The organism is Actinoplanes sp. NPDC049668, from assembly GCF_044465445.1.
Lineage (GTDB): Bacteria > Actinomycetota > Actinomycetes > Mycobacteriales > Micromonosporaceae > Actinoplanes.
Map to the genome: position 1 here is coordinate 113,617 of NZ_JBITLR010000005.1, position 24,646 is coordinate 138,262.

A 24,646-nucleotide genomic window follows, 5' to 3' on the forward strand; every position below is an offset into this window, starting at 1 on the left:
CCGGGCTGGAAGTTTCGGGCCCGGTTCCGGGAGTATTGCACAGGCCTCGTCCGGGGGTTCAGCGTCCCGCGAGCGTCAGGGTGTCGCGCAACGAGTAGTACGCCGGCTTGCGGACCAGGTTCTCGTCCATCGGGGTGGCCGAGCCCTGCCCGGAGAAGACGCTGGGCACCCACGAGTACTTGTCGGTGAATCCCCAGAGCGTGTACGACACGCAGCGCCGGGCCAGCAGGCAGGCCTGCAGCAGGGAGTTGAAGCCCGACACCTGCGCCTGCACCTTGATCGGATCGGTCGGCAGCGGCATCCGCACGTCGACCTCCGTCAGGGCGCTCTCCAGGCCGAGCGCCTCGAACCGGCGCAGGTTGGTCAGGGTGTCGCCGGGCACGCCGTACTGCACGGCGAGGTGACCCTGCACGCCGTAGCCGTGCACCGGCACCCGCTGCGCCTTCAGCTCCTTCACGAGGCGGTAGTACGCGTCGCTCTTGGCGTTGACACCCTCGTTGTTGTAGTCGTTGAGGTACAGCTTGGCGCGCGGGTCGGCCTGGTGCGCCCAGCGGAACGCGTCCGCGACGTAGCCGGGCCCGAGGTTGCGCAGCCAGATGGTGTCGCGCCAGGTGCCGTCGTCGTTGAAGATCTCGTTGGTCACGTCCCAGTGGTAGACCCGGCCCTTGAAGTGCGAGACCTCGTCGATGATGTGCTTGCGCAGCAGCGCGCGCAGCTCGGCGGGGGTGAAGGCCTCCTCGGTCAGCCAGGACGGGTTCTGGCTGTGCCAGACCAGCGTGTGCCCGCGCACCTTCTGGCCGTTCGCGCGGGCGAAGTCCACCAGTCCGTCGGCGGCCGCCCAGTCGTAGGTGCCCTGCACCGGCTCGACCAGCTGCCACTTCATGACGTTCTCCGCCGTGACGGAGTTGAACTCGTGTGCCGTCGCCGCGCGGTACGGCGCGTCGGCGGCCAGCGCGGTGGTGTCGACGGCGGTGCCGATCCGCAGGCCGGCCCGGTCGGCGGCGACCCGCAGCCCGGCGTCGCCGGCCGGCGTGGCCGCCCGCGCGGGTACCGGCTGTGGTGCGGCGGTCGCGGGCCGCGTCGCGGCCGCGGGGGAGGCGGCGACCAGCGCCAGCGACGCCAGCGCGGCGGTACTGAGGATTCGGTGGATTCTCACTTTCGGACCGTCCTTCCCAGACCCGCGGGGGCGGCGGGGGTGCCGCGGCGCAGGGGTTTCGAAGATTCCGAGAAATTCCGTTACGTGTCCGGAAGATAGGCCAGCACTGCGGCCCGGTCAACCGGCTACAACGTGGACGGATGAACGCGGAGATCAATGAAAACAACGCGGTGATCTGGGACGTAACAGTCTCTTGACGAGACTTCGACCTGCCTCTATGTTACGAGAAATCGCTTGGCGCATTGCCGAAACTTCCGGAACTCAGCGCGAAGGAGACGCATGTCCACCAGACGTGAGGTGCTCGCGCTCGCCTCGGGCGCCGCGCTCGCCGCGGCGGCGACCCCGGCGGCCGCGGCGGCGGGCGAACGCCGCGACGGCGCGGGCTGGACCGCGACGTGGGCGGCCGTGCCCACCACGATCCCGCCGGGCGCGCCGACCGTCCTGCAGGACCAGACCGTGCGCCACGTGGTGCACGTCAGCGCCGGCGGCGAGCAGGTGCGGGTCCGGCTGACCAACGAGTTCGGCGACGTGCCGCTGGTCGTCGGCGAGGTGCGCGTCGCCCGCCGGGCCGGCGACGGCGCGAGCACGGCGACGGTGCCCGGCACCGACCGGCGGGTGACGTTCGGCGGACGGGCCGCGGCGACCATCCCGGCCGGCGCGCCGCTGGTCAGCGACCCGGTGCGGCTGCACGTCCCGGCCGGCACGGAGCTGACCATCAGCGTCTACCTGCCGCGGCGCACCCCGGTCACCACCCTCGCCGCGTTCGCGTACCAGGACAACGTGATCGCGGCCGGCAACGTCACCGCGGCCCGGGCGCTCACGCCGACGGCCGTGCACTCGCAGAACCTCTTCCTCTCCGGCGTCAGCGTCGCCGGCCGGGCGGCCGGCGCGGTCGTCGCGCTCGGCGACTCCATCACCAACGGCGCCGCCACCGTGGCGAACCTGAACCACCGGTGGCCCGACCTGCTCGCCCGGCGGCTGCGCGACGCCCGCCTCGACCGCGGGGTGGTCAACCTCGGCGTCTCGGGGAACCGGCTGCTACGCGACCCCAACCCACGCCCGGGCAGCGGGGCCGAGGCCTACGCCGCGTTCTTCGGCCAGAGCGCGCTGCGCCGCTTCGACCGCGACGTGGTCGCCCAGCCCGGTGCGCGCGTGCTCATCGTGCTGCTCGGCGTCAACGACCTCGGCCACCCGGGCACGGCCGCCCCGCCCGACGAGACGGTCACCGCCGACGATCTGATCGCCGGGCACCGGCAGCTGATCGCCCGCGCGCACCAGGCCGGGATGCGGGCGTACGGCGCCACCGTCCTGCCGTTCAAGGGCGACACCCTCGGCTTCTGGTCCGAGGCCAACGAGCGCAAGCGCGCGACGCTGAACCGCTGGATCCGCACCGGCGGCGAGTACGACGCGGCGATCGACTTCGACGCCGCGGTCCGCGACCGCACCGACATCCTGCGGCTCGACCCGGCCTACGACAGCGGCGACCACCTGCATCCCAACGATGCGGGCATGGCGGCACTGGCGGCCGCGGTCCCGCTCCGACTCCTGTAGATATGGACGGCGTACCCATGAAGGCACTGCTCGCCCTCGCGGCACTGGTCGCACCGCTGTTCGTCGCGGTGCCGGCGAACGCTCGGGCCGTACCGGACGACGCGCTCGCCGCGGCGGACCGCGGCAACTACGTCTCCGCGCAGCCGGGCCGCGGCCGCTTCCCGCTCGTCGCCGGCGGCCGCGCGGCGCCGCTGGTGGTCAGCGCCGGCGACCACGCCGGCGTCATCCGCGTCGTCGACGACCTGCGGGACGACATCGCGGCGGTCACCGGCGTCACCCCGGCGGTCGGGCACGACCGGATCCCCGGCGGTCGCGACCCGGTGCTGGTCGGCACCGTCGGCAAGAGCCCGCTGATCGACCGCCTGGTCGCGGCGGGCAAGCTCGACGTCCGCGGCCTCGCCGGCAAGTGGGAGACCACCGTCGAGCAGGTCGTCGACAACCCGCTGCCGGGCGTACGCCGGGCGTTCGTCATCGCGGGCAGCGACCAGCGCGGCACCATCTACGGCGCCTACGACCTGTCCAAGCGCATCGGCGTCTCGCCGTGGCGGTTCTGGGACGACGTGCCGGTGCGTCATCAGGACGCCGTCTACGTGCTGCCCGGGCGCCACTCCCAGGGCACCCCGGCGGTGAAGTACCGCGGCTTCTTCATCAACGACGAGAACCCGGCCACCGGCACCTGGGCCCCTCGCTACTTCGGGCCCGGCAAGGCGCCGGGCTACCCGGGCGGGCTGAACGCGGCCTACTACGCCAAGGTCTTCGAGACCATGCTGCGGCTGCGCGCCAACTACCTGTGGCCGGCCGTCTGGGGGCGCGCGTTCGCCGAGGACGACCCGCAGAACCACGCGACGGCCTCCTACTACGGCGTCGTCATGGGCACCTCACACGAGGCGCCGATGATGCGCGGCATCGAGGAGTGGAACCGGCACCCCGCCGGCACCGGCGAGTGGAGCTTCCGGCGCAACCCGGACGCCATCAAGGCGTACTGGCGCGACGGCGCGCAGCGGATGGCGGACCAGAAGATCGAGGGCGTCGTCACGCTCGGCATGCGCGGCAACGGCGACGTCAGCCTGCCCGACGGCGACGGCATCGACCTGATGGACTCGATCATCGACACCCAGCGGGAGATCCTGCGCGACACCGGACTCATCGGCGCGCCGCAGGTGCAGACCCTCTACAAGGAGGTGCAACGCTACTGGGACGGCGGCTACCGGCCGCCGGACGACGTGACCGTCGTCTTCTGCGACGACAACTGGGGCAACCTGCGCAAGCTGCCGGACGCCTCGCTGCCGCCCCGCTCCGGCGGGTACGGGATGTACTACCACTTCGACTACGTCGGCGGCGGCCGCAACTACAAGTGGGTCGACACGATCAACCTCACCAACACCTGGGAGCAGCTCGACCTCGCGTACCGCTCCGGGGTGGACCGGCTGTGGATGGTCAACGTCGGCGACCTGAAGAACGAGGAGCAGCCGACCCAGTTCTTCCTCGACTACGCGTGGAACCCCGCCGCCTGGCCGCTGTCCCGGCTCGGCGAGTGGGAGCGGCAGTACGCCGCGCAGAACTTCGGGCCGGCCCTCGCCGACCGGATCGCGGACCTGCTCGGCGACTACGGCCACCTGCAGTCGCGGCGCAAGCCCGAGCTGCTGAACCGCCGGATCACCATCGACCCCGCCACCGCGCAGATCAACTACGACGACCAGGCGAGCCCGTTCAGCCTCACCGACTACGGCGAACTGGATCGCGTCACCGCGCAATGGCAGCGGCTCGGCGATCGCGCGGACCGGATCCGGTCCGCGGTGCCCGCGGCCTGGCAGGACGCCTACTTCCAGCTGGTCTACTACCAGGTCAAGGCGACGGCCAACCTGTACGCCCTGCGCCGCGCCGAGTTCACCAACATCCTGTACGCCGCGCAGGGCCGCGCCTCCACCAACGACCTGGCCGACGTCGCCGAGGCCCGCTTCGCCGACGACCAGGCGCTCAACGCCCACTACAACACCGCCCTGGCCGGCGGGAAGTGGCGCGACTGGCAGCTGCAACCCAAGATCGGGTACGGCGACGTGGCCCGGTACGGCCCGAACGCGCCGTGGCAGCAGCCGGAGAAGAACAACGTGGCGCTGCCGGACGAGATCTACCCGCACCTGCGGCGGATCGAGGTGCCCGCGGCGGCGGGGATGGGCGTCGCGCTCGACGGCGGCGACCCGGTCACCCTGCCCGCGTTCAGCCCGTACCAGGCGCAGCCCGCGCAGTACCTCGACGTGTACAACACCGGGACGACGCCGTTCGGGTACCGGATCAGCCCGGCCGTGCCGTGGGTGCACGTCACACCGGCCGCCGGCCGGGTCGACAAGGAGGTCCGGGCGACCGTGCGGGTCGACTGGTCCCGGGCGCCCAAGGGCCGGACCACCGTGCCGATCACGGTGACCGGGCCGGGCGGCGCGAGCACCGTGGTGCAGGCGCCGATCGACAACCCGGTGCTGCGGCCCCGCGGCTTCGTCGAGGCGAACGGCTACGTCGCGATGGAGGCCGACCACTACAGCCGCGCCGTCGGCGACTGGCGGCTGCTGCCCGGCATCGGCAAGACCGGCAACGGCATGACGCCGCTGGGCGGTGCGGGTGCCCGCCTCGAGTACGCGATGACGCTGACCAGCACCGGGCCGGTCAAGGTCACGGCGGTGCTGTCGCCGCGCAACAACGTGCGGCCGACCGACGGGCTCAAGTACGCGGTCTCGCTGGACGACGACGCGCCGCAGACGGTGAACATCACGACGGCGACCGGCGCCAACGACACCACCATGAACCGGCAGTGGGAGCGCAACACCTCCGACAACGCCAACGTCACGACCACCACGCACGCGGTCTCGGCCGCGGGCACGCACACCCTCAAGTTCTGGATGGTCGACCCGACCGTGATCGTGCAGCGCCTGATCGTCGACACCGGGGGAGTCAGGTACAGCTACCTCGGCCCGCCCGAGAGCCGGAGAGTCCGATGAACCGCCGATCCATACTCGGCCTCGGCGCGGCAGCGGCCGCCTCGGCGGCGACGATCCACCACCGGGACCGGCCGCGGCCCAGGGGCTGGCTGCACACCTGGGTGTCCATGCCGCAGCTGACCGAGCCCGGCAACATGCCGCCGGCGCCGTTCAACGCCGACGGCGTGGCGCTGGCCGACACCACGCTGCGCCAGACCGTGCACACCTCGGTGGCCGGCTCGTCCGTGCGGGTGCGCTTCTCGAACGCGTTCGGCGGCGCGGTCCTGCCGATCACCGGCGCCACCGTCGCGTTGCCGCTGGACGGGCGGGCCGGCGCGAGCGCGATCGTGCCCGGCTCGTCCCGCCCGCTCACGTTCTCGGGCCGGGCGGGCGCGTCGGTCCCGATCGGCGCGCAGGTGGTCTCCGACCCGATCGACCTCGACGTGCCCGCGCTGACCAACCTCACCGTCACCGCCTACCTGGCCACCGGCCAGGCCTCCGCGGCCATCACCTCGCACCCCGGCTCGCGGACGACCTCACACCTGCTGCGCGGCGACCACCGCGCCGACGCGGAGCTGCCGGGCGCCACGCCGGTGGACCACTGGTACTTCCTCAGCGGGGTCGAGGTGCACACCGCCGGCACGGCGACCGTGGTGCTCGGCGACTCGCTGACCGACGGGCGCGGCTCGACGACCAACGGCAACGACCGGTGGCCGGACCGGCTGAAGGCCCGGCTGCGGGGCGTCGCGGTGCTCAATCAGGCGGCCGGCGGCAACCGGGTGCTGCAGGACGGCCTCGGGCCGAACGCCCTCGGTCGGCTGGACCGCGACGTGCTCGCGCTGGGCGGCGCCGACCGGCTGATCGTCTTCGAGGGCGTCAACGACATCGGTACGGCCGCCGCGACGCCGCAGGCGCAGCTCCAGGTGGGGGAGGACCTGATCGCCGCGTACGACCAGATGGTCACCCGGGCGCACGCGCGCGGGATCCAGGTGTACGGCGCGACGATCACCCCGTTCGGCGGCAACACCGGCTACGACGACGCGGACGGGCTGCGCGAGGGCACCCGCCGCACGGTCAACGACTGGATCCGCCGCTCCGGGCGCTTCGACGCGGTGCTCGACTTCGACGCGGCGGTCCGCGACCCGATCGGGCGCCGGCGCCTGCTGCCGGCCTACGACACCGGCGACCACCTGCACCTCAACCCCGCCGGCTACCAGGCGATCGCCGACTCCGTACCCGAGCGGCTGTTCCGGCGATGACCACCATGACGAACGTGGCGGTGCTGGTGCCGCCCAGCGGCGGGCGGGCCGGCCTGGCGACCTACCGCGCCGTGTTCGGCGGGCCGGTCTTCGACCTCTCGTTCGCCGCCGTCGGCCTGAGCTTCGCCGGGCGCGACCTGCTGGCCCGGGCCGACATCCTCGCCGTGGCGCCCTGCGCCGGCGGCGACGACGGCGCCGCGGTCGCCGCGACGCTGCGCGACGCCGCCAGCCGCAACTGCCGGATCCTCGCGGTGGGCGGCGCCGTGCTCACCGTCGCGGCGGCGGGCCTGCTCGACGGCCGGCGGGTGTCGACCTGCCCCGGTTACGCCGAGGAGCTGCGGCGCCGCTATCCGCGGGTGCGCACGGCGGTCGGCGTGCGCTACGTCGACGACGATCCCATCTTCACCGCGGCCGACGGCCCGGCCGGCCTGGACCTGTGCCTGCACCTGGTCCGCAAGTACCACGGCGCGGCGGCGGCCGCCGCCATCGCCCGCACCCTCTGATCCGTCCCGATTCGTACACCGCTGTCCCCGTCCAGTATTTGGGAGCGCTCCCATTTGAGAAAGGCGCACCGCATGAACCAGTCCTCCGTCCCCAGAAGTGCCACCCGGAGATCCCCGCTCCGGGTGGCCTCCACCCTGATAGCGGCGAGCGTCGTCGCGGCCGGCGCCGCGGTGGCGCTGGCGTCCTCCGCCGACGCCGCCACCACGCTGGGCGCCTCGGCGGCGGCGTCGGGCCGCTACTTCGGCGCCGCCGTGGCCGCCAACAAGCTGTCGGACTCGACCTATGTGGGCATCCTGAACCGCGAGTTCAACAGCGTCACGCCCGAGAACGAGATGAAGATCGACGCGACTGAGCCGTCGCAGGGCCAGTTCAACTACACCAACGCGGACCGGATCGTCAGTCACGCGAAGGCGCAGGGCATGCAGGTGCGCGGCCACACGCTCGCCTGGCACTCGCAGCAGCCCGGCTGGATGCAGAGCATGTCCGGCAGCGCGCTGCGCACCGCGATGCTCAATCACGTCACCCAGGTCGCCACCCACTACCGGGGCCAGCTGTCCGCCTGGGACGTGGTGAACGAGGCCTTCGCCGACGGCAACGACGGCGCCCGGCGTGACTCGAACCTGCAGCGCACCGGCAACGACTGGATCGAGGCGGCGTTCCGCGCTGCTCGCGCCGCCGACCCGACCGCGAAGCTCTGCTACAACGACTACAACACCGACAACTGGAGCTGGGCCAAGACGCAGGCCGTGTACTCCATGGTCCGTGACTTCAAGTCGCGCGGCGTGCCGATCGACTGCGTCGGCTTCCAGTCGCACTTCAACAGCGGCTCGCCGTACCCGAGCAACTACCGCACCACGCTGTCGAGCTTCGCCGCGCTCGGCGTCGACGTGGCCATCACCGAGCTGGACATCGAGGGATCCGGAACGACGCAGGCCACCACCTACGGCAACGTCGTCAACGACTGCCTCGCGGTCGCCCGCTGCCTCGGAATCACCGTCTGGGGCATCCGGGACACCGACTCGTGGCGGGCCAGCGGCACCCCGTTGCTGTTCGACGGCAACGGCAACAAGAAGGCCGCGTACACCTCCGCGCTGGCGGCCCTGAACGGCGGCGTCACGCCGACCACCCCGCCCACCACGCCGCCGACGAGCCCGCCCACCAGCCCGCCGACCAGCCCGCCGACCAGCCCGCCGACCAGCCCGCCGACGGGCGCGGGCTGCACCGCCAGCGTGACCCTGAACCAGTGGAACGGTGGCTTCACGGCCGCCGTGCGGGTCACGGCCGGCTCCGCCGCGGTCAACGGCTGGGCGGTCACGCTGACCCTGCCGTCCGGCGCGACGGTCACCAACACCTGGAACGCGGTCGCCGGCGGCAGCAGCGGCACGGTCCGCTTCGCCAACGCCAGTTACAACCCGCGGATCCCGGCCGGCGGCAACACCGAGTTCGGCTTCCAGGGCACCGGAACCGGGCCGAGCGCCACCCCGTCCTGCGCCGCGTCCTGACCCCGACCGCCCCGGCGCGGGGCTCCATCCCCCCGCGCCGGGGCCCAGCCCTCGGAGGAACTGAGGAACGCCATGAAGAGACTCGCTCACGCGTTGCTGGCGGTGGCCACCGCCGCGGCGGCGATCGTCGCCTCGACCACGCTGCTGCCGGCCACGCCGGCCGCCGCGGCCTCGCTGCAGGAGGTCACCGGCTTCGGCACCAACCCGACCGGCCTGCGGATGCACCTGTACGTGCCGGACCGGCTGCCGAGCAACCCGGCCCTGCTCGTCGCCGTGCACTACTGCACCGGCTCCGGACCCGCCTTCTACTCCGGCACCCAGTTCGCGTCCCTGGCGGACCGGTACGGCTACATCGTCGTCTACCCGTCGGCGACCAGGTCGGGCAACTGCTTCGACGTCTCGTCGCCCGGCGCGCTGCGCCACGACGGGAACAGCGACCCGGTCGGCATCGTCTCGATGGTCCGCTACGTGCAGCAGCGCTACGGCACCGACCCGGCCCGCACGTTCGTCACCGGTGCCTCGTCCGGCGCGATGATGACCAACGTCCTGCTCGGCGACTACCCCGACGTGTTCCGGGCCGGCTCGGCGTTCATGGGCGTGCCGTTCGGCTGCTTCGCCACCACCGACGGCTCCAGCTGGAACAGCGCCTGCGCCAACGGGCAGATCACCAAGACCCCGCAGGCGTGGGGGGACCTGGTCCGGGCCGCGTACCCGGGATACAGCGGTGCCCGCCCGCGGATGCAGGTCTGGCACGGCACCGAGGACGCGACGCTGCGCTACCCGAACTTCGCCGAGGAGATCAAGCAGTGGACCAACGTGCTCGGCGTGAGCCAGACGCCGGTGCTCACCGACTCGCCGCAGTCCGGCTGGACCCGCACCCGGTACGGGTCCTCGGGCACGCAGGCGCCGGTCGAGGCGGTCAGCGCGGCCGGCGTGGGGCACTCGCTGCCGACCAGCGGCATGGCCGAGGGCGCGATCGCGTTCTTCGGCCTCGACGCGCCGACGGTGCCGAACCCGAGCGGCTCGGCCACGACTCCGCCGCCCTCGCCGAGCACGCCGCCGCCGGCGGGTAACTGCCGGGTCGGCTACACGGTCAACGCCTGGAACACCGGCCTGACCGCGTCGATCACCATCACCAACACCGGACCGGCCCTGACCGGCTGGACGCTGGGCTTCACGCTGCCCGGCGGCCAGGCCATCACCTCCGGCTGGAACGCCATCTACACGCCGGCGAGCGGGGCGGTCACCGCCCGCAACGTCTCCTACAACGGCGCGCTGGCGACGGGCGCCTCGACCAGCATCGGTTTCCAGGCGACACACACCGGCAACAGCGGCAAGCCGGCGGCGTTCACCCTCAACGGCGTCGCCTGCGCGATCGCCTGACGGACAGCCTGCTGCCCCGGCCCGGGTGAGCCGGGGCAGCAGGCGCCACCGTCGGATCGTCAGGCGCCGGAGCGGCTGCCGATCGCCCGCAGGAAGATGTCGCCGATCTTGGCCGGGTCCTCCGCGATGTAGACGCCGCCGTCGCCGGTCGCCTTCGTGATCGCGGTCAGCTCGTTGCGGTCGACGCCGTTGCCGATGCCGATGAACACCATGCGGACCGGCTTGTCCGGGTTCTTCAGCTTCTTCAGCTTGTCGAGCAGCTGCGCCCGGGTCAGGCCGCCGGGGTTCTCGTTCACCCCGTCGGTGAAGAGCAGCACCGAGTTGATCCGGCCGGGCTGCCAGCCCTTCAGCACGGTCTCGTACGCGGCCAGCGTCGTGTCGTAGAGGCCGGTGTCGCCCTGCGGCTTGGGCTCCATGTTCTCGATCGCCTCGCGGAGCCGGGTGCGTGCGGCGGTCAGCGGGCTGATCGCCACCTGCTCCTTCCACGGCCGCTTGCCGACCATGTCGGTGGAGAAGACCCAGTTCCCGACCGCCCACCGGTCGTCGAACAGCGACAACCCCTCCACCGCGGCGCGCTTGGTGACCTCGTTGCGGGTGAGGTTGCCGGCGGTCGGCACCTTCGTCAGCATCGAGCCGGACACGTCGAAGACGGCGAGGACCCGGCCGGGCTGCGTGATCGCCGTCCAGCTGCCGAGCACCTGGCTGATCGCGGCGGTGTACCGGGCGGCGAGCGCGGCCGCCTCGCTGGCGTCGGGCGAGGCCTGCGCGGCGGGCTCGGCCGCCTGGGGCGCGCCCTCGGGCGCGGCGAAGCCGGCGCCGGCCGAGCCGTCGGGGTTGCGCAGGCCGGCCGCGGCGAGGGCCTTGCTGAACGACGCACCGCGCAGCGCGGTGTGCAGGGCGGCGGCGGCCTTGGCCTTCTGCGGGTCGACCTCGGGCAGGATCGCGAACGGGTAGTCCAGCGCGGCCGGTGCCGGGTCGAGGTAGAGGGCCGCGAGCGGTACCGGCGGCTTGGTCGCGTTGAAGGCGACCACGTCCTCCTCCGACAGCGGGGCGGCGCTCAGCGAGGTCGTCACGTCCTGCGCCGAGGTCGGGAACTTCTCCACCAGGTCGCGGCGGATGCTCGAGCTGTTCGCCGCGAGCGCGCGCAGCGCGCCGACCTTCTTCTTGGTGCCGGCGGAGTCGTCGCCGGCCGCGCCGCCCAGGGCGAGCAGGCCGGCGAGGCCGGCCGCGTCGCGGGTGGGGTCGACGATGCCGGGGCGCAGGGACTTGCCGGCGGTCAGCGCGGCGAGGATGTCCGCCCACGCCAGCTTCTTCGCGGGCCAGCCGAGCGTCTGGGCGACCGGGGCGGGCATGGCCAGCACCACGGGGCTCTCGGCGACGGGCTGCCGGTTCGTCGGCACGAAGCCGGGCGCCTCGGCGCTGACCCGCAGCAGCCAGGACGACGAGTCCGGGATCCACACGTCCGGTACCTCGGCCGCGCCGGTGCCGCCGCCGAGGCCGGTGAGCGTGACGCCGTGGCGCTGCGCGATGGCGGCGGCGCCGGCGGCCGGCTCGAGGTCGACGACCTTCACCTCCACGCAGACGCCGTCGACCTGGGCGTCCTGCTTCACCCACGCGTCGGCGGTGGTCCGGACGGCGCCGGCTATCTCAGGCGACGCGGCGACGTCCAGCCCGATCTTGCCGGAGCAGTCCTTTGCGGAGAACTGCGCGTAGCCGAGCCAGGAGCCGCCCCCGACGAGGACGACGGCGGCCACGGCCGCGGCGAGAATGATGGTCAAGTTGAAGGTTCTACGGTGACGTCCGGACACGCGCTCCATGGTCCGCAAGTGAAGATCGGATTGCCATGGATGTTCGGACGAATATTCATGGCCGCTGCAAACATCTGCCGGAACCAAACTTCCACATGTGACGACACCACACTGGAACGCCCATTTCGGGCGCCATTTGGGTGGTCGGCGAGTTACGGGACGTGGTGACGCTCCCCACCGAAACCCCTTCAGATGTGTGCGAACTCCACATGGCGTGCGCTGTGACCCCGCCCATAGTGTTGCGGATCACAGGGCGCCCCCCGGTCGCCCGGTCTGACGAAGGAGGTCTCGATGCCCCCGCCGATCCTCCAGGCACGCGGGCTCGCCAAGCAGTTCCGCGGCTTCCATGCCGTGGACGGCGTCGACCTCGACATCGCGGAAGGCAGCGTGCACGCGCTCGTCGGGCCCAACGGCGCCGGTAAATCCACCCTGTTCAACCTGCTCACCGGCTTCCTGCGGCCGAGCCGGGGGCGCATCACCCTCGACGGTGCCGACGTCACCGGGCTGGCACCGGACCGGGTGGCCCGCCTGGGCGTGGCGCGCTCGTTCCAGATCACCACCCTGTTCCCACAGGTCACCGCCCGCGAACACGTCGAGCTGGCGCTGCAGGCGCCGACCGGCCTCGGCTGGCGGTTCTGGCGCTCCGAGAGCCGGCTGGGCCGGTTCCGGGACCGGGCGCTGGCCCTGCTGGACGACGTCGGCCTCGCCGACGCGGCCGAGGTGCCGGCCGCGGCCCTGGCCTACGGCCGCAAGCGGGCCCTCGAACTGGCCGTCGCCCTCGCCCTCGACCCGCGGGTGCTGCTGCTCGACGAGCCGACCGCCGGCATGGGCGCCGAGGACGTCGAGCGCACCATCGCGCTGATCCGCACCGTCCGGGCCGGGCGCACCGTCGTGCTCGTCGAGCACAACATGCGCGTCGTCGCGAACCTCGCCGACCGTGTCACCGTGCTCACCCACGGCACGGTCCTGGTCGAGGGCGGCTACGCCGAGGTGCGCGCCGACCCCCGCGTCATCACCGCCTACCTCGGAGCGGCCCATGCTGACCGTTGAGGGACTCAGCGCCTGGTACGGCGAGGCGCAGGTGCTGCGCGACGTCGACCTCGCGGTCGCCGAGGGCGAGATCGTCACGCTCGTCGGGCGCAACGGCGCCGGCAAGACGACGCTGCTGCGCTGCCTGATGGGCCTGCACGCGCACAACTCCGGGCGGCTCACCTTCCTCGGCGACACCGCCTTCGCGTCCCGCCCCGCCTACCGCCGGGCCCGCGCCGGCATCGGCTACGTGCCCGACGACCGCGGCGTGTACGCCACCCTGAACGTCGAGGAGAACCTGCTGCTCCCGCCCGTGGTCGGCCCGGAGCCCTGGCCGCTGAGCCGGATCTACGACACGTTCCCGGTGCTGGCCCGGCGGCGGCGCTTCGCCGGCACCCAGCTCTCCGGCGGCGAGCAGCAGATGCTCGCGCTCGCCCGGGTCCTGCGCAGCGGTGCCCGGCTGCTGCTCTGCGACGAGCCGACCGAGGGCCTCTCGCCGCTGCTGGTGCAGCAGATCGGCGACATCCTGCGCGAGATCAAGGCGGCCGGCGTCACCGTGCTGCTGATCGAGCAGAACCTGCACTTCGCCACCACCGTGGCCGACCGCCACCACCTGCTCGCCGAGGGCCGGGTCGTCGAGACGCTCGACAACGGCGCGGTCCGGCAACGAGAACACGAACTGCTCGCGTACCTCGGCATCTGACCCCCTCCCCACCCCCCGAGGAGACAACCCATGCGAAAGACCACCAGAGCGCTCACCGCAGCCCTGGCCGCCGGCGCGCTGCTGGTCGCCGGCTGCGGGCGCGGCGGCCCCGGCGGCGGCGCCGACGCCAAGGTCAGCAACGACAAGATCGTGCTGGCCGTGCTCAACGACCAGTCCGGCGTCTACGCCGACCTGTCCGGCAAGAACAGCATCGAGGCGGTCAGGCTGGCCGTCGCCGACTTCCAGGCCAAGTACGGCGACAAGGCGGTCAGCTCGAAGATCGAAATCGTCTCGGCCGACCACCAGAACAAGCCCGACATCGCCAACTCCAAGGCGCAGGAGCTCTACGACCGCCAGCAGGCCGACGCGATCCTCGACGTGCCGACCTCCTCCGCGGCGCTGGCCGTCGCCAACGTGGCCAAGGCGAAGAAGAAGCTGTACTTCAACATCGGCGCCGCCACCACCGAGCTCACCGGCAAGCAGTGCAACAGGTACACGTTCCACTACGCGTACGACACGTACATGCTGGCCAACGGCACCGGGTCGGCGGTCACCAAGCAGGGCGGCGAGAACTGGTACATCCTCTACCCGGACTACGCGTTCGGGCAGGACATGGAGAAGTCGTTCAGCGCGGCGATCGGCACGGCCGGCGGCACCGTGGTCGCCAAGGACCCGACGCCGTTCCCGAACGACAACTTCTCCACCTTCCTGCTCAAGGCGCCCGGGCTGAAGCCCAAGCCGGACGTGCTCGGCGCCATGCAGGCCGGCGGCGACCTGGTCAACCTCGTCAAGCAGTACAACGAGTTCAAGCTGCGGGAGCAGGGCATCAAGCTCTCGGTCGGCCTCATGTTCATCACCGACATCCACTCGCTCGGCCCGGACGCGTTCGCCGGCACCACCTTCACCGACGCCTGGTACTGGAACTTCGACGACCGCAACCGGCAGTGGGCCGACCGGTTCACCGCCAAGACCCAGACCCGGCCGTCGTTCGCGCACGCGGCCAACTACTCGGCCGCCATGCAGTACCTCGAGGCGGTGCAGCGGGCCGGCACCGACGCCGCCGACGCCGTCGTCGGCGAGCTCGAGGGCTACACCTACGACGACATGTTCGCCCGCAACGCCACCGTCCGGGCCAAGGACCACCGGGTCGTGCACGACGTCTACCTGGCCGAGGTGAAGCCGAAGAGCCAGGTCACCACCGACTGGGACTACGAGAAGATCCTGCGCACCATCCCGGCGGCCGAGGCGTTCCGGCCGGAGTCCGCGGGCGGCTGCACGCTGTGACCGGCTTCCTGCAGCAGTGCTTCAACGGGCTGGTCAGCGGCGGCTTCTACGCGCTGCTGGCGCTGGGGCTCGCCGTCATCTTCGGCATGCTCGGCGTGGTCAACTTCGCGCACGGCGCGTTCTTCATGCTCGGCGCGTTCGGCGCCTACCTGGCCCTCGCCGAGTTCGGCGTGCCGTTCTGGGCGGCGCTGTTCGCCGTGCCGGCGCTGCTGTTCCTGCTCGGCATGCTGCTCGAGCGCACCCTGATCCGGCGGCTGACCCTGTTCGACCCGCTCTACAACTTCCTGCTCACCTTCGGGCTGACCCTGGTGCTGCAGGACGCGGTCAAGCGCGAGTACGGCGTGCAGTCCCAGCCGTACCCGCGCCCCGCGGAGCTCTCCGGCTCGATCGACCTCGGGATCTTCGACTACCCCGCGTACCAGGTGTTCGTGCTCGGCGCCGCGGTCGTGCTGTGCACCGCGGTCTGGCTGGTGCTGACCCGGACCCGGGTCGGCATGGTGGTGCGGGCCGCCACCGAGCGGCCCGAGCTGACCGGGGCGCTCGGCGTCAACGTCGGCCGCTGGGTGACCCCGGTCTTCGCGTTCGGGGTGGCCCTCGCCGGCCTGGCCGGGGTGCTGGCCGCGCCCATGCGCGCGGTCAACCCGCTGATGGGCGCCGACCTGATCATCGCGGTCTTCGCCGTGGTGGTGATCGGCGGCCTCGGCTCGGTCTTCGGCTCCGTGCTCGCCGGCTTCGCGATCGGCGTCGCGCAGTCGCTGGGCAACCTGTACGTACCGGCGCTGTCCCAGACGTTGATCTTCATCATCATGGCCGGCGTGCTGCTGCTGCGGCCCGCCGGGCTGTTCGGACGCGAGGAGGCCCGCACGTGATCCGGCTGCTCCTGCACCACACCGAGCCGGCCGGCCGCCGGCCGCTGCGGTGGCTGCTGCTGGCCGTCGGGCTCACCACGGCCCTCGCCCTGCCCTGGCTGATCTACCCGCCGGTGGCCATGGACATCGTCACCTGGGCGCTGTTCGCGGCCGCGGTCGACCTGCTGCTCGGCTACACCGGACTGCTCTCCTTCGGCCACGCCGCCTTCTGGGGCAGCGCCGCGTACGCGTCCGGACTGATCGCCATCCACAGCGGGCTGCCGTTCCCGGTCGCCGTGCTCGGGGGCGCGGCGCTCGCCGCCGCGCTCGCCGTGCCCATCGGCTACCTCTGCGTGCGCAGCACCGGCATCTACTTCGCCATGGTCACGCTGGCGTTCGCGCAGATGATCTACTTCGTCGCCAACCAGTGGCGCGACGTCACCGGGGGCGAGAACGGCCTGCAGGGCATACCCCGCGAGCTTTTCGGCGCCGACCTCGGCGACCCGTTCGTCTTCTACTACGCCGGGCTGCCGATCGTCCTGTTCGGCCTGCTCTGCCTGTGGCGAATCGTGCACTCGCCGTTCGGGCACGTGCTGGTCGCGATCCGCGACAACCCGGCCCGGGCCCGGGCGATCGGCTACCCGGTAGACCGGTACAAGCTGCTCGCCTTCGTGCTCTCGGCGGCGCTGTCCGGCCTCGCCGGCGGCCTGTTCGCGATCAGCCACGGCTTCGCGTCGCTGCAGGAGGTCTACTGGACCACCTCCGGCAAGGCCGTGATGATGGTGGTGCTCGGCGGCATCGGCACCCTCTGGGGCAGCACCCTGGGCGCCGCCCTGGTCGTGCTCCTCGAGGACTACCTCTCCACGTCCGGCTTCAACGGCATCGGCCTGATCACCGGCACCGTCTTCGTGCTCGTGGTGCTGCTGTTCAGGCAGGGCCTGTGGGGCGCCGCCCGGCAGCTCGGCGCCGCCCTGTCCCGCCCGCGGCGAAGAGCCGAGGCCGAAGAGGCGCCGGCCGAGCCTGTTCCCACCACGTCGTCGACTTCGCGCTGAGGGGCATCATGGACACCAGCGACAGCCTGGCGGGACGCACCGCCCTCGTCACCGGCGGGGCCTCCGGCATCGGGCGGGCCTGCGCGGAGCGGCTCGCCGCGGCCGGCGCCCGGGTCGTCGTCGTCGACCGCGACGGCGACGCCGCGGCCCGGGTCGCCGAGAAGATCGGCGGCCGCGCCGAGACCGTCGACCTGACCGACCTGTCCGCGGTCGACCGCATCGACCCGGAGGTCGACATCGTGGTCAACAACGCCGGCCTGCAGCACGTCGCGCCGCTGCCCGACTTCCCGCCCGAGACGTTCTCGCTGATCCTGCGGCTGATGCTCGAGGCGCCGTTCCGGCTGGTACGCCGTACCCTGCCGCACATGTACGCGCGCGGCTGGGGCCGGATCGTCAACGTCTCCTCGGTGCACGGGCTGCGCGCCTCGCCGTACAAGGCCGCGTACGTCTCGGCCAAGCACGGACTCGAGGGGCTGTCCAAGGTGATCGCGCTCGAGGGCGCCGAGCACGGGGTGACGTCAAACTGCGTCAATCCCGCGTACGTGCGCACGCCGCTGGTCGAGGCGCAGATCGCCGCGCAGGCGGCCCGGCACGGGCTGGACGAGGCGCAGGTCGTCGAGCAGGTGATGCTGGCGCCGGTGGCCATCAAGCGGCTCGTCGAGCCGGACGAGGTCGCCGACCTGGTCGCGTACCTGTGCTCGCCGCGGGCGTCCTTCGTCACCGGCACCTCCGTGGTCATGGACGGCGGATGGACCGCGCATTGACCTCGGCGTTCCTCGAGCTGCTGCTGCGCGAGGCCGCGGCGGTCGAGTTCGAGCGTCCGCTGCTGGAGGCCCGGGCGCGGGGCCGCCCGGCGGCGGAGCTGGCCGAGCTGGAGGAGCACCGGGCGCTCGCCCTGCAGGTGCGCGCGCTGCTGGAGCGCCGGCGGCGCCGCGAGGCGGAGCTCAGCGGGCTGGTCGACACCGTCGGCGACCTCGCGACCCTGCGCGACCTCGACGCCGTGCTGGAGGCGATCGTGCGCCGGGCCCGGGAGCTGCTCGACGCCGACGTCGCCTACATGACCCTCAACGACGAGAAGCGCGGCGACACCTACATGCGGGTGACCTACGGCTCGGTGTCGGCCCGCTTCCAGCGGCTCCGGCTGCCGCTCGGCGCCGGGCTGGGCGGGCTGGTCGCGCAGACCGCCGCGCCGTACGTCACCGCCGACTACGCCGCCGACGCGCGCTTCCAGCACACCACCGAGATCGACGGCGGCGTCAGCGAGGAGGGCCTGGTCGCGATCCTCGGCGTGCCGATGCGCCTCGGCAGCCGGGTGCTCGGCGTGCTCTTCGCCGCGAACCGCAGCGCCCGCCCGTTCACCCGAGAGGAGGTGACGCTGCTCGGCTCGCTCGCCGCGCACGCCTCCGTCGCGCTGGACAACACCCGGCTGCTCGGCGAGACCCGGGCGGCGCTGGAGGAGCTGGGCGCGGTCAACACCGTGGTACGCCGGCACAGCGAGTCCCTGGAGCGGGCCGCCGAGGCGCACGACCGGATGGCCGAGGTGATCCTGCGCGGCGGTGACCTCGACGGCCTCGCCGCCGTCGTCGCCGAGGTGCTCGGCGGCGAGCTGGCCATCCTCGACGCCGACGGGCGCTGCCTGGCCGCGGTCGGCGACATCGCCGGGGTCGGCCCGCTGGCCGCGGCGGCCGAGGCCGGCCGCGGCCTGGGCCGCGCGACCCGCAACGGCGAGCACTGGGTGCTCGCCGCGGGCGCCGGCAACGAGGCGCTCTGCACGCTCGTGCTGCGCGCGCCGGGGGAGCTGAGCGAGACCGACACCCGCATCCTGGAGCGCGCCGGGGTGGTCACCGCGCTGCTGCTGCTCTTCCGGCGCAGCCTCGCGCAGGCAGAGGGGCGGGTGCGGGGCGAGCTGCTGGAGGACCTGCTCAGCCGGCGGGTGGACGACCCGGTGACCGTGCGACAGCGTGCCCGGCGCCTCGGCGTCGACCTCGACGCCGCGCATGTCCTGGTCGTGGTCTCCTGCCCGGCCCGGCACCGCGAGCGGGCCGCGCAGTGGAGCTCCGCGCACGCGGCGGCCTGCGGCGGGCTGGCCGCGAACCGCGACGGCTACGTGGTGCTGCTGGTCGGCGGCGACCATCCCGGCGAGGCGGCCCGGCGGGTGGTGCGCGAGCTCGGCGCGTACCTCGGCGGGCCGGTCACCGGGGGCGGCACCGGGCCGCTCACCGGCACCGAGCCGGTGCCCGCCGCCTACGCCGAGGCGCGCCGCTGCGCCTCGGCGCTGCGGGCGCTGGGCCGCGACGGCGACGGCGCCAGCGCCGCCGAGCTGGGCTTCGTCGGCCTGCTGGTCGGCGCCGAGCGCGACGTTCCGGCGTTCGTCGCCGACACCATCGGCGCGCTGCTCGACTACGACCGCCGGCGCGGCACGGCCCTGGTACGGACGCTGGAGTCCTACTTCGACGCCGGCGCCAACGCGGTGCGGGCCGCCGAGGTGCTGCACATCCACGTCAACACGGTCACCCAGCGCATCGCCCGCATCACCCAGATCCTCGGCGACGGTTGGCAGCAGCCCGAACGCGGCCTCGAACTCCGGCTCGCCCTGCGGCTGCACCGGCTCGCCACCCATGGCGGGGGCGCCGACAGTGTGGTCGGCGGCCATGGCCCGGACCCCGAACCGGCCGGAGCATGACGGGATGCTGCCTACCCTCAGTGCCGCGGCCGTCCTGCTGGCGGCCGTGCTCCTTCCCGTACCCCCAGCGTGGCCGGCCGGGTGTTCCGCCCCTCTTCTTCCGGGCGCCGAACGGCAACAGGCCGTCTGCCTCGCCGACCTCACCACCGCCGGAACCGTCGCCTCCGGCCACACCGACCCCGCCGACTGGGCCGGGCTGACCCCGGCCGGCGCCCGCAACCCGAGCGGGGTGCCCGGCATCCAGATCGACGGCTACTTCCCGGACGACTCGGCCACCAACGCCACCCACGGCTGGAACCACGACTCCCAGTTCGTCGTGCGCCTGCCCGACCACTGGAACGGCGGCCTGGTGGTGGCCGGCTCGCCCGGGGTCCGCGAGCAGTACGCCAACGACTTCGCCATCGGCGACTGGGTCCTGGCCCGCGGCTACGCCTTCGCCGCCACCGACAAGGGCAACGTCGGCGCGGCGTTCTACCGCGACGGGCGCCGACCCGGCGACGCCATCGTCGAATGGAACCACCGGGTGACCCAGCTGACCCGGGCCGCCCGCGCGGCGGTCGCGCGCCGCTACGGCCACCCGCCGCGCCGCACCTACGCCGCGGGCCTGTCCAACGGCGGCTACCTCGTCCGGTGGCAGCTGGAGAACCACCCCGAGCTCTACGACGGCGGCGTCGACTGGGAGGGCACGCTCTGGCACCCCCGCCGGCCCGGGCTGCTCACGTTCCTGCCGCCGGTGCTGCGGGCGTACCCGGACCGGCCCGCCGAGGTCGTCGCCGCCGGGTTCGCGCCCGGCTCGGAGTTCCTCTGGGACTTCCACCACCGCGTCTACTGGGACCTCACCCAGCGCATCTACCGCGAGGAGCTGGACCCGGACTACGACGGCCCGGCCGAGGCCGGCACCCCGTTCTGCGCGCCGGGCACGCCCGCCTGCGACGCCGACTACGACTACGCGAGCCGCCCGGCGGCGGTGCGCGCGGCGATCGCGCGGATCGCGCTCACCGGCCGCATCCAGCGGCCGCTGATCACCCTGCACGGGACCCTCGACGCGCTGCTGCCGATCACCCAGGATTCCGACGTGTACGCGCAGATGGTGCGCGAGCAGCGCCGGGGCCCGATCTTCCGGTACTACCGGATCGAGGGCGGCAACCACGTCGACGGGCTCTACGACGCCTATCCGGACCGGCTGCGGCCGATCCTGCCGTGCTTCCGCGCGGCGTTCACCGCGCTGACCGGCTGGGTCGAGCGCCGCCAGGCGCCGCCGCCCGGCCACACGATCGCCCGGCCGCCGGCCGGTGACCTGGCGAACACCTGCGAGCTCGCCGGCTGAACGGTTCCGCCGCGGACCCGCCGGGGTTTCAATGGACCCCGGCGGGTTCTGTCGTACCCGTGCGGTATCAAAGACACCGCTCCCGGGTTCGGGAGATCGTCTTTCCGCGTCGCAGGAAGTGAGCTCCGCATGCCGACCAAGCGCCCCTCCGCCGGCCCCGACGGCACCGACCACGAGGTCGCGCCGGTCGTCGACGCGGCCAAGGCCGCGCGCTTCGACACGGTCGAGGAGTACCGGGAGGCGATCGCCCGGATCCGGCCGGCGGCCGAGGCCTACTACGCCGGCGACGACCTCGCCATGGACGACGCCACCTACGACGCCCTGCTGGCCCGGATCTCCGCCACCGAGCGGGCCGAGCCCGGCTGGGTCGAGGCCGGCACCCCGACCGCCGCGGTCGGCGCGGGCATCGCGGGCGGCGACGTCGAGCACAGCACCCCGATGCTCAGCCTCGACAACGTCTTCGACGCCGACGAGCTGCGCACCTGGGCGGCCCGCCTCGACCGGGTCCTCGGCCACCCCGTGCACGGCTACACGGTCGAGCCGAAGATCGACGGCATGGCGGTCGCCGCCCGCTACGTCGACGGCCGGCTGCGGGGGCTCGCCACCCGCGGCGACGGCCGGGCCGGCGAGGACGTCACCTCGCAGGCCCGCCTGGTCGCCGGCCTGCCCGCCGTGCTCACCAGCCCGGCGACGGTCGAGGTCCGCGGCGAGGTCTTCATGACCGACGCCGACTTCGCCCGCGCCAACGAGCTGCGGGTCGCGCACGGCGGCCAGCCCTTCGCCAACCCGCGCAGCGCCTCGGCCGGCACCCTGCGGGCGCAGGACCGCGCCTACGACGCGCCCCTGTCGTTCCTGGCCTACGCGGTGCACGACCTGCCCGGCGGCGAGGGCCTGACACACACCGCCGCGATGGCCGCGATCGCGGACCTCGGGGTGGCCACCACCGCGGCCTCGCCCGCCGGCATGCCGCAGTGCGCGACGATCGACGACCTGCTGGCGGCGATCGCGGCGCTGGGCGCGGCCCGGGGCACCCTCGGCTTCGACATCGACGGCGCCGTGGTCAAGGCCGACGACCCGGCCGACCGCGACCGGGCCGGCTCGTCCAGCCGGGCGCCCCGCTGGGCGATCGCGCACAAGTTCCCGGCGGACACCCGCACCAGCCGGCTCGCCGCCATCGAGGTCCAGGTCGGCCGCACCGGCGTGATCACCCCCGTCGCGGTCCTGGACCCGGTCCAGGTGGGCGGGGTGATCGTCACCTCGGCGACGCTGCACAACTTCGGCGACCTGGTCCGCCGCGACGTCCGCGTCGGCGACACCGTCTTCGTCCGCCGCGCCGGCGAGGTCATCCCGGAGATCACCGGCGCGAAACTCGACGAGCGCCCCGCGGACGCGCAGCCGTTCACCCCGCCGGAGGACTGCCCCCGCTGCCACGGCGAGATCGACCGCAGCCAGAAGCGCTGGCGCTGCGTGCAGGGCCGGGCCTGCGGCGCGGGCGAGTCGCTGGCCTACTTCGCGGCCCGCGACTCGATGGACATCGAGGGCCTCGGCGACAAGGTCATCGCCGGCCTGGTCGCGGCCGGCCTGGTCACCGACCCCGCCGACCTCTACGACCTGGACGCCGAGGCGCTGGCGAAGCTCGAACGCCTGGGCCGCACCTCGGCGACCAAGCTGGTGGCCAACATCGAGGCCTCCAAGACCCAGCCGCTGTCCCGGGTGCTCACCGGCCTCGGCGTCCGGATGACCGGCCGCTCGATGTCGCGCCGCCTGGCCCGCCACTTCGGCTCGATGACGGCGCTGACCTCGGCGACGGTCGAACAGCTCCAGGAGGTCGAGGCGGTCGGCCCGGAGCGGGCCGCCACCATCGCCGCCGAGCTGATCGAGCTGGCCCCGGTCATCGCCAAACTCACCGAACGCGGCGTCAACATGACCGAGCCCGGCGCACCCGGCCCGGCCGCACCCGCCGACGCACCACCCGGCACGGCCGCGGCCTCCCCGCAGCTGCCACTGCGCGGCGAGGACGGCAGGCCGCTGACCGTCGTGGTCACCGGCTCGGTGCCGGGCCTGACCCGCAACGAGGGCAACGAGGCGGTCGAACACCTGGGCGGCAAGTCCTCGGGCTCGGTCTCGGCCCGCACCGACCTGGTGGTGGTCGGCGCCGGCGCCGGCACGAAGGCCGCGAAGGCCGAGCAGCTCGGCGTCCGGGTGATGCCCGCGGAGCGCTTCGCGGACCTCCTGGCCGCACACAACGCCGGCGAGTCACCCACCCTGGCCGCCTACCTGGACTGATCAGTCGCCGGTCACCCAGTCCATGTTTCCGATCCAGTGGTCGAGCAGGGCCCGGTCGCCGTGCACTTCCAGGCCGGTGGCCGCGCTCAGCGGGCGGCGCCGGCTGATCACCAGCAGCAGGTCGGTGGCCGGGCCGCGGACCGCGACGTCGGCCTTGACGTGCGAGTGTTCCAGGACGATCCGGTCCGGCTCGCGGCGCGCCACCCACTCACCGGGCGCGTCGGTCGCGTGGAAGTGCAGGGTCTGGCCGTCGCCGCGCATCGCGTCGGAGAAGCCCGGCTGGTTCTCCCAATAGCCCCGGGAGGTCATGGTGTCCAGCCAGTCGTCGATGGCCGCGACGGCGGTCTCCGGCGCCAGCTCGTAGCGCTCGCCGAGTGCGGCGGCCGCGTCGGCGCGGTGCACGCAGGCCTCGCCGAACATGCGGCGTGACCAGAACGGCACGCCGGCGGCGGCGCCGGACGGGTCCCAGACCGGTGTCTCGTCGGTGACCGATTCGAAGGCCTGCCTCGCCTCGGCGGCGGTGCCCGTGAGCCAGGCGCGCCACTGTGACGAGTCGGCCGGGGCCGGCACGTATCCGGCGAACGCCTGGCTCGGCTCGCTCATCCGCTCGCCCACCAGCATCGCCACCATGCGCTGCGTCGCGCCGACGTGGTCGACGAGGTCGGCCAGTGTCCACTTCGGGCAGGTCGGGACCGGGATCGTGGCATCCCTGCCGTCCACCCAGTCGGCGAACACGCTCGTCTGCTCCACGACGGCTGCCAAGTACGCGGTGGTGTCCATTCGCAGACCTCCAGATGCTCCATCGATGCCTGTCGAGAATAGGTCAGGTCAGGGCGGCCGCACGCTAGCTCGCCTCCTCCTGGGCGTACCGGTCCAATGCGGAGGCGTACATGCGCGAGATCAGCCGGCCCATGGGGCCCCGGTGCAGCAGGAACAGCATCGCCCTCTGCGAGCGGGCATTCGTACTGGTCCACTCGGCGTGCAGCCGGCTGCCTCCGTCGTCTCCCGGCGCGATCCGCACGAAGCCCTCGCCGCCTCCGCCGTAACTGCTCTCCAGAACCGTCCAGCGGATCACGGCGGGCTCGGACCAGTCGTAGCGGGCGACCACCCAGAACGGTGAACCGGGACTGCTCTCCCGGGCGACCGCCCAGGTGTCGCCCTGCTCCCGTAGTTCGTACGTCTTCCGGTCGAGCGTGCGGTTCCAGATTCGAGGCCTGCGCCCGGTGAAGTCCGTGAAGGCTCGGCGCACCTGTTCGGGCGATGCCTTCGTGTCGACGTCGAATCGCATCCGACAATCGGAAC

The 24,646-nt window shown here is 73.0% G+C and carries 18 protein-coding genes and 1 pseudogene; 15 read left to right on the forward strand and 4 right to left on the reverse strand.

The genetic code is table 11. The features are described 5' to 3' along the window. Positions 1–58: 58 nt before the first annotated feature. Entirely contained in the window at positions 59–1,156 is a 1,098-nt protein-coding gene (locus ACIBSW_RS21755) for an endo-1,4-beta-xylanase (RefSeq protein ID WP_354729771.1), read from the reverse strand. Between the two features lie 279 nt (positions 1,157–1,435). Here ACIBSW_RS21755 and ACIBSW_RS21760 point away from each other — a divergent pair, with 279 nt between their 5' ends. From ACIBSW_RS21760 to ACIBSW_RS21785, 6 genes are all read left to right on the forward strand, one after another. After that, positions 1,436–2,707 carry a GDSL-type esterase/lipase family protein gene (locus tag ACIBSW_RS21760; protein WP_354729769.1) on the forward strand — a complete coding sequence of 424 codons (1,272 nt, stop codon included), beginning with the start codon at positions 1,436–1,438 and terminating at the stop codon, positions 2,705–2,707. 17 nt (positions 2,708–2,724) lie between these two features. Next, positions 2,725–5,697, forward strand: a complete 2,973-nt coding sequence (locus tag ACIBSW_RS21765; protein WP_354729767.1) for a glycosyl hydrolase 115 family protein — start codon at positions 2,725–2,727, stop codon at positions 5,695–5,697. Next, positions 5,694–6,935 carry an SGNH/GDSL hydrolase family protein gene (locus ACIBSW_RS21770; protein ID WP_354729765.1) on the forward strand — a complete coding sequence of 414 codons (1,242 nt, stop codon included), beginning with the start codon at positions 5,694–5,696 and terminating at the stop codon, positions 6,933–6,935. The genes ACIBSW_RS21765 and ACIBSW_RS21770 overlap by 4 nt, the downstream gene beginning before the upstream one ends. Continuing rightward, a complete protein-coding gene (locus ACIBSW_RS21775; protein WP_354729763.1) occupies positions 6,932–7,438 on the forward strand; it encodes a DJ-1/PfpI family protein in 507 nt (168 codons plus the stop codon). Before ACIBSW_RS21770 ends, ACIBSW_RS21775 begins: the two co-directional genes overlap by 4 nt. Positions 7,439–7,510: 72 nt before the next feature. Beyond that, positions 7,511–8,941, forward strand: coding sequence for an endo-1,4-beta-xylanase (locus tag ACIBSW_RS21780; RefSeq protein ID WP_354729761.1), 1,431 nt, complete (start codon positions 7,511–7,513; stop codon positions 8,939–8,941). 72 nt (positions 8,942–9,013) lie between these two features. Further along, on the forward strand, positions 9,014–10,324 hold the full coding sequence (locus ACIBSW_RS21785; RefSeq protein ID WP_354729759.1) for a PHB depolymerase family esterase: 1,311 nt from the start codon (positions 9,014–9,016) through the stop codon (positions 10,322–10,324). 59 nt (positions 10,325–10,383) lie between these two features. Here ACIBSW_RS21785 and ACIBSW_RS21790 read toward each other — a convergent pair whose 3' ends face one another. Continuing rightward, on the reverse strand, positions 10,384–12,102 hold the full coding sequence (locus tag ACIBSW_RS21790) for a VWA domain-containing protein (protein WP_354729757.1): 1,719 nt from the start codon (positions 12,100–12,102) through the stop codon (positions 10,384–10,386). 321 nt (positions 12,103–12,423) lie between these two features. Here ACIBSW_RS21790 and ACIBSW_RS21795 point away from each other — a divergent pair, with 321 nt between their 5' ends. From ACIBSW_RS21795 to ligA, 9 genes and pseudogenes are all read left to right on the forward strand, one after another. Next, complete coding sequence (locus tag ACIBSW_RS21795; RefSeq protein WP_404799419.1) at positions 12,424–13,182, forward strand: ABC transporter ATP-binding protein; 759 nt, start codon at positions 12,424–12,426, stop codon at positions 13,180–13,182. Continuing rightward, positions 13,169–13,864 (forward strand): ABC transporter ATP-binding protein, encoded by a 696-nt coding sequence (locus tag ACIBSW_RS21800; RefSeq protein WP_354727240.1) that lies wholly within the window; start codon positions 13,169–13,171, stop codon positions 13,862–13,864. The genes ACIBSW_RS21795 and ACIBSW_RS21800 overlap by 14 nt, the downstream gene beginning before the upstream one ends. 30 nt (positions 13,865–13,894) lie before the next feature. Further along, a complete protein-coding gene (locus tag ACIBSW_RS21805; RefSeq protein ID WP_354727242.1) occupies positions 13,895–15,148 on the forward strand; it encodes an ABC transporter substrate-binding protein in 1,254 nt (417 codons plus the stop codon). Then, on the forward strand, positions 15,145–16,017 hold the full coding sequence (locus tag ACIBSW_RS21810; protein WP_354727244.1) for a branched-chain amino acid ABC transporter permease: 873 nt from the start codon (positions 15,145–15,147) through the stop codon (positions 16,015–16,017). Before ACIBSW_RS21805 ends, ACIBSW_RS21810 begins: the two co-directional genes overlap by 4 nt. Further along, positions 16,014–16,958 (forward strand): annotated as a pseudogene (locus ACIBSW_RS21815) (branched-chain amino acid ABC transporter permease); the annotation flags it as partial. The gene ACIBSW_RS21810 and the pseudogene ACIBSW_RS21815, both read left to right, overlap by 4 nt. Positions 16,959–17,056: 98 nt before the next feature. Further along, the gene (locus ACIBSW_RS21820; RefSeq protein ID WP_354727248.1) at positions 17,057–17,812 is read left to right on the forward strand and encodes a 3-hydroxybutyrate dehydrogenase; all 756 of its coding nucleotides are present in this window, start codon (positions 17,057–17,059) and stop codon (positions 17,810–17,812) included. Then, positions 17,797–19,731: a GAF domain-containing protein gene (locus ACIBSW_RS21825; RefSeq protein ID WP_354727250.1), complete on the forward strand. Its 1,935-nt coding sequence runs from the start codon at positions 17,797–17,799 to the stop codon at positions 19,729–19,731. The genes ACIBSW_RS21820 and ACIBSW_RS21825 overlap by 16 nt, the downstream gene beginning before the upstream one ends. Positions 19,732–19,735: 4 nt before the next feature. Next, positions 19,736–21,058 (forward strand): tannase/feruloyl esterase family alpha/beta hydrolase, encoded by a 1,323-nt coding sequence (locus tag ACIBSW_RS21830; RefSeq protein ID WP_354727252.1) that lies wholly within the window; start codon positions 19,736–19,738, stop codon positions 21,056–21,058. Between the two features lie 129 nt (positions 21,059–21,187). Beyond that, entirely contained in the window at positions 21,188–23,344 is a 2,157-nt protein-coding gene (gene ligA / locus ACIBSW_RS21835; protein ID WP_354727254.1) for an NAD-dependent DNA ligase LigA, read from the forward strand. Here the strand turns inward: ligA and ACIBSW_RS21840 are convergent, their stop codons facing one another. Both ACIBSW_RS21840 and ACIBSW_RS21845 read right to left on the reverse strand, forming a co-directional pair. Next, entirely contained in the window at positions 23,345–24,124 is a 780-nt protein-coding gene (locus ACIBSW_RS21840) for a maleylpyruvate isomerase family mycothiol-dependent enzyme (RefSeq protein WP_354727256.1), read from the reverse strand. A 64-nt stretch (positions 24,125–24,188) separates the two neighbouring features. After that, complete coding sequence (locus ACIBSW_RS21845; protein ID WP_354727258.1) at positions 24,189–24,632, reverse strand: SRPBCC family protein; 444 nt, start codon at positions 24,630–24,632, stop codon at positions 24,189–24,191. Positions 24,633–24,646 lie beyond the last annotated feature (14 nt).

Bases quoted from the DNA above. Each gene is read 5' to 3' on its own strand.
- ACIBSW_RS21770 (WP_354729765.1), top strand. From the start codon at position 5,694: ATGAACCGCCGATCCATACTCGGCCTCGGCGCGGCAGCGGCCGCCTCG.
- ACIBSW_RS21840 (WP_354727256.1), bottom strand. From the start codon at position 24,124: ATGGACACCACCGCGTACTTGGCAGCCGTCGTGGAGCAGACGAGCGTG.
- ligA (WP_354727254.1), top strand. From the start codon at position 21,188: ATGCCGACCAAGCGCCCCTCCGCCGGCCCCGACGGCACCGACCACGAG.
- ACIBSW_RS21825 (WP_354727250.1), top strand. From the start codon at position 17,797: ATGGACCGCGCATTGACCTCGGCGTTCCTCGAGCTGCTGCTGCGCGAG.
- ACIBSW_RS21830 (WP_354727252.1), top strand. From the start codon at position 19,736: ATGCTGCCTACCCTCAGTGCCGCGGCCGTCCTGCTGGCGGCCGTGCTC.
- ACIBSW_RS21765 (WP_354729767.1), top strand. From the start codon at position 2,725: ATGAAGGCACTGCTCGCCCTCGCGGCACTGGTCGCACCGCTGTTCGTC.
- ACIBSW_RS21795 (WP_404799419.1), top strand. From the start codon at position 12,424: ATGCCCCCGCCGATCCTCCAGGCACGCGGGCTCGCCAAGCAGTTCCGC.
- ACIBSW_RS21785 (WP_354729759.1), top strand. From the start codon at position 9,014: ATGAAGAGACTCGCTCACGCGTTGCTGGCGGTGGCCACCGCCGCGGCG.
- ACIBSW_RS21760 (WP_354729769.1), top strand. From the start codon at position 1,436: ATGTCCACCAGACGTGAGGTGCTCGCGCTCGCCTCGGGCGCCGCGCTC.
- ACIBSW_RS21780 (WP_354729761.1), top strand. From the start codon at position 7,511: ATGAACCAGTCCTCCGTCCCCAGAAGTGCCACCCGGAGATCCCCGCTC.
- ACIBSW_RS21845 (WP_354727258.1), bottom strand. From the start codon at position 24,632: ATGCGATTCGACGTCGACACGAAGGCATCGCCCGAACAGGTGCGCCGA.
- ACIBSW_RS21775 (WP_354729763.1), top strand. From the start codon at position 6,932: ATGACCACCATGACGAACGTGGCGGTGCTGGTGCCGCCCAGCGGCGGG.
- ACIBSW_RS21800 (WP_354727240.1), top strand. From the start codon at position 13,169: ATGCTGACCGTTGAGGGACTCAGCGCCTGGTACGGCGAGGCGCAGGTG.
- ACIBSW_RS21820 (WP_354727248.1), top strand. From the start codon at position 17,057: ATGGACACCAGCGACAGCCTGGCGGGACGCACCGCCCTCGTCACCGGC.
- ACIBSW_RS21805 (WP_354727242.1), top strand. From the start codon at position 13,895: ATGCGAAAGACCACCAGAGCGCTCACCGCAGCCCTGGCCGCCGGCGCG.